The sequence below is a fragment of the Paraburkholderia sp. genome (assembly GCF_035501035.1).
GTDB lineage: Bacteria > Pseudomonadota > Gammaproteobacteria > Burkholderiales > Burkholderiaceae > Paraburkholderia.
In genome coordinates, this window is sequence record NZ_DATJWR010000231.1 from 1 (window position 1) to 10,533 (window position 10,533).

The 10,533-nt window shown below is 66.2% G+C and carries 10 protein-coding genes; 6 read left to right on the plus strand and 4 right to left on the minus strand.

Annotated features, from left to right (window positions below; all coding sequences use genetic code 11):
- A partial coding sequence (locus VMJ11_RS16970) for a thiamine pyrophosphate-binding protein (RefSeq protein ID WP_325620548.1) occupies positions 1–912 on the minus strand: 912 nt, incomplete at its 3' end.
- Between the two features lie 71 nt (positions 913–983).
- Positions 984–1,766, minus strand: a complete 783-nt coding sequence (gene budA, locus VMJ11_RS16975) for an acetolactate decarboxylase (RefSeq protein WP_325620549.1) — start codon at positions 1,764–1,766, stop codon at positions 984–986.
- A gap of 96 nt (positions 1,767–1,862) precedes the next feature.
- Here budA and VMJ11_RS16980 point away from each other — a divergent pair, with 96 nt between their 5' ends.
- Positions 1,863–2,783 carry a LysR family transcriptional regulator gene (locus VMJ11_RS16980; protein ID WP_325620550.1) on the plus strand — a complete coding sequence of 307 codons (921 nt, stop codon included), beginning with the start codon at positions 1,863–1,865 and terminating at the stop codon, positions 2,781–2,783.
- Between the two features lie 177 nt (positions 2,784–2,960).
- On the opposite strand, the gene VMJ11_RS16985 is transcribed toward VMJ11_RS16980, so the two are convergent.
- Together VMJ11_RS16985 and VMJ11_RS16990 are read right to left on the minus strand one after the other, a co-directional pair.
- The gene (locus VMJ11_RS16985) at positions 2,961–3,203 is read right to left on the minus strand and encodes a LysR substrate-binding domain-containing protein (RefSeq protein WP_325620551.1); all 243 of its coding nucleotides are present in this window, start codon (positions 3,201–3,203) and stop codon (positions 2,961–2,963) included.
- Positions 3,204–3,551, minus strand: a complete 348-nt coding sequence (locus VMJ11_RS16990; protein WP_325620552.1) for a LysR family transcriptional regulator — start codon at positions 3,549–3,551, stop codon at positions 3,204–3,206. It abuts the gene before it with no gap.
- A 389-nt stretch (positions 3,552–3,940) separates the two neighbouring features.
- On the opposite strand from VMJ11_RS16990, the gene VMJ11_RS16995 reads away from it, so the two are divergent.
- From VMJ11_RS16995 to VMJ11_RS17015, 5 genes are all read left to right on the plus strand, one after another.
- A complete protein-coding gene (locus tag VMJ11_RS16995) occupies positions 3,941–6,040 on the plus strand; it encodes an FUSC family protein (RefSeq protein WP_325620553.1) in 2,100 nt (699 codons plus the stop codon).
- 222 nt (positions 6,041–6,262) lie between these two features.
- Positions 6,263–6,490, plus strand: a complete 228-nt coding sequence (locus VMJ11_RS17000; RefSeq protein ID WP_325620554.1) for a hypothetical protein — start codon at positions 6,263–6,265, stop codon at positions 6,488–6,490.
- 221 nt (positions 6,491–6,711) lie between these two features.
- Positions 6,712–7,080 carry a response regulator gene (locus tag VMJ11_RS17005; RefSeq protein WP_325620555.1) on the plus strand — a complete coding sequence of 123 codons (369 nt, stop codon included), beginning with the start codon at positions 6,712–6,714 and terminating at the stop codon, positions 7,078–7,080.
- Positions 7,077–9,515, plus strand: coding sequence for an ATP-binding protein (locus VMJ11_RS17010; RefSeq protein ID WP_325620556.1), 2,439 nt, complete (start codon positions 7,077–7,079; stop codon positions 9,513–9,515). The genes VMJ11_RS17005 and VMJ11_RS17010 overlap by 4 nt, the downstream gene beginning before the upstream one ends.
- 217 nt (positions 9,516–9,732) lie before the next feature.
- Entirely contained in the window at positions 9,733–10,500 is a 768-nt protein-coding gene (locus VMJ11_RS17015; protein WP_325620557.1) for a response regulator, read from the plus strand.
- The last annotated feature ends 33 nt before the right edge of the window (positions 10,501–10,533 follow it).

The window sequence follows — 10,533 nt, forward strand, 5'->3', positions numbered from 1 at the left end:
GATGAGCGGGCGGCTCACGTCCTTGTTCCAGAGCGGCGGGTCGTATTCGACAGGGCTGTACCCGACCGTCACGATTACGTCGGCCTGTTCGAGCAGCACGTCGCCCGGCTGGTTGTTCCAGAGGCCGACGCGTCCCGCGAAACGGCTGAAATTTTCAGCGTCGATGGTGCCTGCGGACTGATACGTGCCCACCACCGGGATGTTGGTGCGGGTCACGAACTCGCGGATCGCCTCGGCGTTCTCGGGCCGGCTCGCCAGCAGACCGACCAGCAGCACGGGATTACGTGCGTTGCGGATCAGCGCGGCGGCATCGCTGAGCGCCTCGGCCGCCGCGGCGCCGAGCGCGGGCGGCACGTACCCGGTCAACACGTCGCCTTGCGTCGGCGCATTGACGATGTCCATCGGCAGGCTGACGAACGACGCGCCGGGGCGGGACCCCTCGGCGGCGCGGAACGCATTGCTCATCACTTCGGAAATCGTCGATCCCGTGACCACTTCCGCGGCGTAGCGCGTAACGGGCTTGAACATCGCCACCGTGTCCATGGTCTGATGAACCTGCTTCAGGCGGTCATCGAGCTTCACGCCGCCACCGATGGCGACCATGGCGTCGCCTTCGGAGGTGGCCGTGGCGAGGCCCGTGGTCAGGTTCGAGCAGCCGGGGCCCGAGGTGACGAGCGCGACGCCCGCCTGGCCCGTCAGGCGGCCGACGGCCGCCGCCATGAATGCAGCGTTCGCTTCGTGGCGGACCACGACCGTTTCAATCGTCGAGTCGACGAGCGAGTCGAACACGCGGTCGATCTTCGCGCCGGGAATGCCGAAGACGTGCTTGACGCCCCTGGCTTCGAGGTTGGCGACAACGAGGTCGGCGCCGCAAGTCCATGTCTTTTCTGTTTGACTAGTTTTCCTGAGCATGATGCTCTCCATATCAGATATTGAGTCGGGTCGCGCCACCGATGCCGGCGCGCGATCCTCGTGTTTTACGCTTAGCCTTCCGCTGCTTCGATGGCGCTTGCCATGTCCTCGGAATGCAGCGTGGCGCGTTCGAAATGCTCGGTTCGCGGCAAATCGATGCGCAATCTAGAGATGCGCGCCACCTCCACCTTCGCTTCAATCAGGCGGTAGTCCAGCACGTGGCCGCCGCCTTTGCGGTCGTCGGTAATGAAATGAACGTGAAAGCCCGCAACGTTGATGCCCTGCACGTATTCGGGGCAGCGGAACCCGACGAGCGTGCCGGAGGTTTCCTCGAACGCAAAGATGGGCTGATGCTCGATCGCCTGGAGCATCGGACGGTACGGCATGGCCTGGCGCGGCACCGTGCGCGTCTCGACGCGGGAAAACCGGCCGTCGATGCGGAACGCGCAAAAGACGTTGGGCGAGCCGATCAGCTCGTCGATTACGGCCTGCACCTCCTGCTTCGTGCGCGGCTTGGTCAGCGAGCCGAACATCGTCGGGCGGAAATGGGTCACGACGGCGAACGGGGTTTTCTGGTCGGGGCGGACCGCGCGGGCGCTGCCGTCTTCGCGCAACTGGTGCACCTCGCTGTCGAACGCAATCAGTTCGCCGTCGAGTTCGTTGAAGGTGCCGAGGCCGAAATCGCCGTGCTTGAGCAATTGCTCGATGGTCATGTCGCCGTCATACACGCCGTCGATGAGGGCGCTCATCAGCGAGGTCTGGTACAACTCGCTTTCCGGTTGGCCGTCGCGCACAAAACGTGTGAATGATCGTGCGATGTCGCTGACGCACGAGCATGGAGTGGGGTTGATCATGCGATTTCCTGAAAGAGTGTTGCGTTGGAGAAAGTATGTTTCCCAGGCGCCGTGGCGTCTAATATCGCGAATGGTCGTTTTCGATACGAGTTCGATATGGAGTTTCGCCACCTGAAGTACTTCGTTGCCGTTGCGGAAGAGCGGCATTTCACGCGCGCAGCCGAGCGTCTCGGCATGGCGCAGCCGCCGATCAGCCAGCAGATTCACAAGCTGGAGCGGGAAATGGGCGCGCCGCTCTTTCGGCGCCTCACGCGTGGCGTCGAGTTGACGGATGCGGGATGCGTGCTTTACGAAGACGCCGTGCGTATCCTCGAGCTCGTGGAGCAGGCGAAGTGCCGTGCGCTGAGTGCGGCGCGAGGTCAGAGCGGGCGCATACGGGTCGGCCTCGCCAGCTCGATCGTGTTTCATCCGGTCATCTCCGACGTCATGGCGTCCTACCGGCAAACGCACCCGCAGGTGTCGATTTCGCCGTCGGAGAGCAATATCTCGGCGCTGATGGACGACCTCCTCGAGAAGCGGATCGACGTCGCCATCATTCGCCAGACCTTGCGGGCAACAGAGCTCGTGAAGCTGGAGCCGCTGCTCGACGAGAACATGCTGGTCGTACTGCCCGCGCGGCACGCGCTGGCGGGCGCGGACAGGGTACCGCTCGATGCCCTTGCGGCAGAGCGTCTCATCATGTTCCCGCGCGCTATCGCGCCCGTGCTGTACGACGACGTGATCGCCGCGTGCCAGCACTGCGGCTTCAGCCCGCAACTGGGCGAGCAGTCCACACAGGTGGCGTCGGCGGTCAGCATGGTTGCGGCGGGATTCGGCGTGACCATCGTGCCGAATTCGATTCGCGATCTTCATCCGCAAGGCGTGACGTACCACGAAATCGAAGGTACGCAGCCCACGGCTCGCGTCTTGCTCGCTTACCGTTACGACGACCACTCGAAGGTGGTGCGCGATTTCGTGGAGGTGGCGAAGTGCGCGGGCATGCGGCACCGGGACGGCGCGCCTTTGCCGCTTGCGTGAGGGGCAAAGGCGCGTCGCCGCGCGGTATCGATTGTTCCGGTCGAGTGCGGCTTAGGCGGGGAGCGGCGCGATGCCCATGCCCTCGCGGACGGCCGTTGCAAGCGATTCGGCAATGTTGATGCTGACCACGCTGTCGACCGCGAGTGTCACGGGCACCCGGTCGGGACCTTCGAGGCGCTACGCTCGCGAAGATAACATCGTTGTACGAAGCGTCAGGCAGTCGTGCGCCTTCAGATCGTCCGGCGATCGCGGCACGCCGTGCGCAGCGAGATAACCGGGTGAAGCGCAAAGAATGCTGTGCGACCAGCCCAGACGGTGCGACGCAAGGTTGGCGTCCGGCGCCGGCGAAAACGCGACGACCGACGCATCGCAGGTGCCGTCGAAGAGATTGGCCAGCGTCTGCGACAGGCTCAGTTCCACCTAGACGTCGGGATAGCGTGCCCGGTAGGCCTGGATTGCGGGCATGATGTGCCGGTGGCCGAGGCTCGCGAAGCTGTGCACGCGCAGTAGTCCGCTCGGGTGGTCGGCGGCGCGTGCGGTGTCGTCTTCGGCCCGCACCACGTCGGCCAGAATCCTTCGGCAACGTTCGGCGTAGACGAGTCCTTCGGGCGTCGGGGAAATGCGGCGCGTGGATCGGTGCAGAAGGCGCGTGCACAGATGCTCCTCCAGTTCGCTGACTGCCCGCGACGCGGTTCCGAGGCTGTGCGCGGCAAAGCCGCGGGTCCACGACAGTGTGCGAATTCTACGGGGCGGTGGTTTCGATGCCATTTCAGCACCGCATGCGGCGTGTTTCAAATGAAACGAAGTGCGGGGGCGTCCTGCCTCGGCGTGCTGCCGATACGTATTCGCGCACGATCGATGTGAGGCATTACACGTTGCTGTTTCAACTGTAACGAAAGCGCCCGGCCCCCGAAATCGCGCTGCAACGGCGGCGGCCGATTCTCTGTCGCCAGTGCACGCCGCGCGAGAGGCGGGGCGTGCGTTCGGCTCCATCACTCCTTGTGCCGAGGCGAACCGGGCGCATCGAGAGTCGAGGCGCGCGGCTTGCCCGGCGCCAGGCGACGCCCCTGAATGCAATCGTGACTTCCCGACCGGTCTCCGAATCGCCAGCGCCCCGCGCCCCACACGAGTTTTTTTCGACGCGTCTGCGCCGCGCCATGGCCGATTTCGCCGCGCGCGACGGCCTGATCTGGCTGCATCTCTTCAAGACCACGTGTGCGGCGCTCATCGCGTTGGGCGTGGCGATGGCGCTCGAACTGCCGGCGCCGCGCGTGGCGATGGTGACGGTGTTCGTGCTCATGCAGCCGGTGACCGGCATGGTGCTCGCCAAGAGTTTCTACCGTGTGCTCGGCACGGCGGCGGGCGCGGCGGCCGCCGTGGTCCTCGGTGCGCTGTTTCCTCAGCAGCCCGAACTGTATCTGACGGTGCTGACGCTGTGGACCGCCACGTGCACGGCGCTCGCCGTGCGCTTCCGGCATTTTCGCTGGTACGCGTTCGTACTCTCCGGATATACGGCGGTGCTCGTCGGCATACCGGTGGTCATGCATCCCTATGCGTTGTTCAATGCGTCGCTCACGCGCGCGGCGGAAGTGACCATCGGCATCCTCAGTTCGGCTGCGATCAGCGCGCTCGTGTTCCCCGTTCGCGCGAGCACCGCGCTCATGCACGGCCAACGCCAACGCCGCAGTGCGATTCTCGAACTGTGCGCGGACGTGCTTGCCGGCCGTTGCGACCATGCTGCGTTCCAGCAGCGCTTCGCGCGGCTCGCGGGCAGCATCGCGGGATTCGAAGCCGCTCGTACGTTCGCCTCGTACGAGGACCCGAACCTGCGCATGCGCAGCCAGCGGCTAGCGAGGATCGACAGCGAATATGCAGCGACCTGTTCCCGGCTGCACATGCTGGGGCAGCAGATCGAACGGCTCGACAACACGGGCGCGGCTGCGCTGATAGCGGACGTGCGGCCGTCGCTGCTGCAGGCGGCAGAACTCATCGACCGGTTGCGCGACGGCCTTTCCGACGACGCGCCCGATTCGCAGTCCGTAATGGCGTTGGCGCGTCTCGCCGCCTCGCTCGCACCCGTTGCGCAAGAGGCGGCGGCCGGAGCCGGCCATGGGCCAACCTCTTCGGCCGTTGAGGCGCGCACCATGCGCGAAGCGCTGCGCCGCCTTCTGCGCAACTTGCTCGACTACCTCGAGGCCGGTGCCACGGCGCCGGGCCCGAGCCCTTCGCCGCGCGCTCCGGACACTCCCACGCGGACCAGCTCCTACGTGGTCGCGCTCACCTTCGTGCGCAACGCGCTGACCGTGGGCGCCGCTGGTGCGTTCTGGCTGTTCACGGCATGGCCGAGCGGCGGATTTGCCGTGATCGCGGCCGCGATCGTTGCGGGTCTGACCTCGGCCGCGCCGCGCCCCGAGAAGCTGGCGATGCAGATCGCGTTGGGCGCCGCGGCGGCCGTGGCGGTCGGCTATGTCTACATGTGCTTTGTCTATCCCGCCATCGAAGGCTTTCCGCTGCTCTGCGTCGTGCTCGCGCCGATCGTCGCAGGCAGTGCGTTCCTCGCGAGCCGGCCGGCCATGTCGGGCTACGGTATCGGCCTGTGCGTGTTCTTCGTGGTGCTGGCCGGCCCGGACAACATGATGGGCTACGCGCCGGAAGCGCTGCTCAACAACGGGCTCGCCGCGGTCGCGGCGCTGGTCATCGCCGTAATCATGGCGACGATCGTGTTTCCTTTGCAGGCGCCGTGGGTAGTGGGCCGCATCCAGCGCGATCTGCGCCGCGAAGTGGCGTTCGCATGGGAAACCCGGCTGGATGGGGCGGATGCGCGCTTTCGCTCGCGCACTCACGATCTTTCCTCGCAGTTGCGCTTGCTCCTGACACCAGGCACGCAGCGCCACGACGAAGCGTGGCACTGGCTTCTCGCCACGCTCGAAGTGGGGCAGACGTTGCTGGATCTGCGCACGGACCTCGCAACGCTTGTCTCTCTGCGCCCGTCGGACCGCCCCCGCTGGTTGCGCTGCGTCGAACAGGCCGGCCGTCGCGCAGCGGACCTCTTCGAGCGACCCGATGCGCGACGCACTGCACTGGTCGTCCGCGCGGCGAGCCGCGCGCTGGACAAGGTGGCCGAGGAGCTCGGAAGAACCGGGCAAGGGCCGCGTCAGGCCGCGCTAGAGCAGCTATCGGGCGACCTCTACCTCATGCGCAGTGCGCTGCTCGACCCGGACGCGCCGTTTCATCGTCAGGCCGGCAACCGGTGTTGATGCAACGTGCGATCGCATTGCACAGGCGAAATTCGCACGGCGCAGCGGGCGACGCGCGAGTGCGGCCCTTCCTCAGCACGCCCCGCGCCTGCGCGAGTCATGTTCGACTTGTGCGACTTGTGCGAAAGAATCCTTTCCGCAGTGGCCACTTAATTAGGACGCCGCGGCGTCTTATAGTTCTTCCCGCCGCAGCACGTTTTGCTGTTTGTCTGGAGTCCAGCCATGAAGTCCCTGAAATACCTCGTTCTCTCCCTGTCCCTTTGCGCCGCCGTCGCTCACGCGCAGGGCAACCAGCCTCAAGCCGACGCCGCGAGCACCCAGGCCGCGTCGAACAACGGCACGCAGTCGGTGGCGCAGTCGGCAGGCCGCGCCGCGCCGGAAAAGCAGACCGCGAAGAAGGACCAATGCGTGGGTCCCGTGTCGTTCTGCAATATTTACTTCGGCAGCTGAGCGGCGCGAAGTCGTGCCGTCCATGCCCGCAAGATGGCACAGCGCCGGGGCGTTCGACCGGTGCGTCGCCGTGGGCGGCCGCTCCGCGCGAGGCGTGGCAGGCGTATGTTTCGAATGTAATCTTGCAGTGTGCGGCCCGAAACCGGCGGGTAACCCCGCTCACCTACCATCGTGTTGCCAGCCTGCGCTGGGTGCGCATGGCGGCGAGGCAAGGGAATACTGTGAGCGCGGACGAAATTCTTGTTATCGAGGACGACCCGGTGACGCGCGACCTGATCGTCGCGACCCTGCACGATGCGGGCTTCGCTGCGACGGCGTCGCTCGCGGCGCCCCGTGTGGGCGCGGCAGCGCGGCTGCTGGTGGTCGACCTCGGCGAGCCGAAGACGGGCGGCGCGGATAGCCTGCGCGCCTTGCGCGCGCGTCATCCCGACGCGCGGATCATTGCCATCTCGGGCCGTTTCAGGTTCAATGCGGCCACGGCGGCGTCGGTCGCGCGGCAACTGGGCGCCGACCGGGTGCTCGCGAAGCCGCTCGACTGCGACGCGCTCGTTGCCAACGTAAGACAACTCATGGGCGGACCCGTCCAGTGAAGCCTGCTGCGCGAACTCCGTTCACGCCGGACTCCGACGTAGCCGCCGGTGCTTACGACGGCTGGCCGATTCACGGCCGTTACCGCACGACGGTCGTAGGCGGCATCCTGCTTGTCGCGCTCGTCTGCGTGGCCGCCTTCTACAACCTTCACCAGGATCGACAAACCAGCCTTGCCGCGGGCCACCGCACGGTGGAACTCGTGGCGCGCGTGCTGGCCGACCAGATCGGCAGCACGATCGACCCGATTCCGGCGACGCTCCAGCACGAGGCCGATTTGACGCCCGGCCTGGCCGGCAAGGACGCATTCGCGGCGTTCGAGCAGGGGGCACGCGCGCGCATCCCGCAAATTCGCTCGCTCAAAGCCGGCGGCTGCGGATTCGAGCGCGACATCGTCGACGACGCGCGCGCGAGCGGCGCCTGGGTGCACTCATGCTGGCCGTCGTCTGCACACGCCGCCGCCTCGCCGGCTGCCGGCGAGGCGACATTCCCGCTGCTCGTTCGCCTCGCCGCGCAGAACGGGCGGGGCGTCGTCCCGGTTGTGGCCAACATCGACTGCGGCGCGCTGCTCGCCCGGATGGCGGACATGGCGCGCGACGAACACCTGATCCTCACGCTGGCAGGCAAGGGCGCCGCAAGCGGCTTTCGCTGCTCGGTGAGCGCCTCCCTTGGACAAGAGGAGCTGAACGACCTCGAAACCGCACGATTCGCGGTGCCGGGCTATCCGCTGACCTTCGAGGTCGGCCGTCCGCGAGCGGACATCCTGCGCGACTGGCGCCGCAATACCTGGGCGACGCTCGCGCGCACGCTGGCGATCTCGTCGTTCGTTCTCGTCCTGCTGTACTTGATGGTGCGTCAGGTTCGCCGTCAGGCGCTGGCCAACCGGGAACTGCGGGCTGGCGAGCAGCGTTGGCGCGCCGTGTTCGACGATGCGCCGGTGGGCATCGTGATGCTGTTGCCCAATCAGCCCTACATGGTCGCCAATCCCGCTTTCAAGCGCATGGTGGGGTATTCGCTGGACGAACTGCATCAGCTGGCCCCGTCCGACATCACGCATCCCGACGACATCGAGCTCACGCGCGCCAAGGTCGCGGAGCTCGAACGCGGCGAGCGCTCCACTGTCAAGTTCGAGAAGCGCTATCTACACAGGGACGGCCGGGTCATCTGGACGGAGATCACCATTTCGCGTCTCTCCGAAACCGGCGCGCTGGGCGGGATGCTGGTCGCCGTGATCGACGACGTGAGCGCGCGCCGCGAGGCCGAGGCCGAACGCCTGAGACTCGAGGCGCAACTGCGCCAGTCGCAGAAGCTCGAGGCGCTCGGCACGTTCGCAGGCGGCATCGCACACGATTTCAACAACATCCTCAGCGCGATTCTGGGCTACGGCGAGCGCGTCTTCCGCGCGCTCGGCGCGGACTCGCCGCTGCGGCGCGACGCCCAGCAGGTGCTCAACGCAGGCATGCGCGCGAGCCTGCTGGTCGAGCGGATTCTCGCATTCAGCCGCAGCGGCATGACGGCGCGGCTGCCGGTGCATGTCGAGCCGGTCCTCGTCGAGACCGTGGAGCTCTTCAAGGCAAGCCTGCCGCCCGAGGTGAAGGTCATTCTCCAGCTCGATGCGCCGCAGGCCTATGTGGTCGGAGATCCCACACACCTCCATCAGGTGGTGATGAATCTGTGCAGCAACGCGCGTCACGCGCTGGAGGGGCAGGGGACGATCACCGTGTCGGTGCGGGAAGTCGCGCCAGGTGAGTCCCGCGCGCTGCATTCGGGAACGCTCCAGCCCGGTGACTACGTGTGCATCGGGGTGGCGGATACCGGGGCGGGCATCAGCCCCGAAGTCCAGGAGCGCATGTTTGATCCGTTCTTCACGACCCGCAAGACGATAGGCGGGACAGGTCTCGGCCTTTCGCTGGTGGACGGCATCGTCAAGGAGTATGGCGGCGCAATCGAAGTGCGGAGCGAGCTCGGGCGCGGCACGCAGTTCAACATCTATCTGCCCTTGTCCGCGCAGCAGCCGGCCGCGCCGCCGACGCCCGCCATCGAAACGTGTCGCGGAAACGGCGAGACGGTCCTGCTGGTGGACGACGAGCGTGCGCTGGTCGAACTTTGCGAGGATCTGCTGGCCGAGCTCGGCTACGAGCCGCTCGGATTTTCTTCGCCGCGCGAGGCGCTGGAGGCATTCCTCGCCGATCCGCAGCGCTTCGATCTCGTGCTGACGGACCACACGATGCCGGAAATGACCGGCATCGACCTGATCCGGCAGATCCGCTCGGTGCGCCCCGACTTGCCGGTCCTGCTGATGAGTGGCTACGGCACCCACGTCGTTGAGGAGGAGTCGCGCTCGCTTGGCGTACGCGCGGTACTCAAGAAACCGGTGCTGTGCGCCGACCTGACCGAGGCGGTCCGCGACGCCTTGACACGCGAGTCGCCATGCTGACTGTATGCCGGGGCCATGCGGGTGCCGTCTTTAGTGCCGTGATGAAAAGCAGGATGCCGGATCTGATAAGAATTACTAACCATCTGCATTGGGTTCGGGTTATCGGGACGTTGCGCGAAAGTGGAAGCAATCATCAGACGTACTGCGCGCCGGCAGGCCGGTCGCCGGGCGCGCAACTGCCGCTATAATTTCCCCGGTTAGTCAAAGCTTGGCCGTTATGAACGACATCAATCTTCCTCACGTGCTCGTGGTCGACGACGACGAGGCGGTGCGCGATCTGATCGCCGCCTATCTGGGCGAAAACGATATGCGCGTGAGCGTCGCGGCCAACGGCAAGCAAATGGCTGAGGCGCTGAAGGAGCGCGCGATCGATCTTGTGGTGCTCGATCTGCGCCTGCCAGGCGAGGACGGCATCGAAATCGCACGCAGGATCCGCGAACAGTCCACGTTGCCCATCATCGTGGTGTCCGGCCGTCGCGACGAAGCGGACCGCGTGATGGCGCTGGAGCTCGGCGCCGACGACTACCTGACCAAGCCCTTCAGTTCGCGCGAGCTGCTCGCTCGCGTACGGGCGCTGCTGCGCCGCTCCACGGCCGCGGTTGTCGCAAGCGGGCGTCAGATCGACGCGCGAGCATACCGTTTCTCGGGCTGGGAACTCAACCTCGGCACGCGCAAGCTCACCTCGCCCGCGGGCGAGAACGTGCCGCTCACCAACGGCGAGTTTTGTCTTCTGAACGCTTTTCTGGCTTCGCCGGGCCGGGTGCTGACGCGCGAACAGTTGCTCGAGGCGAGCCGGCTGTACGACGACGTCTACGACCGGTCGATCGACGTTCAGATCCTGCGCTTGCGGCGCAAGATCGAGGAAAACGCGTCGCGGCCCAGGTACATCAAGACCGAACGGGGCGCGGGGTATGTTTTCTCGGTCGCGGTGGAGAGGCTGAGCAAGGCCGCCACCTGGGACGACGGTGGCGCCATGGATGTTTGAGCGCGGCGCGCGTGGGCCGTGGCGAGGCTTTCG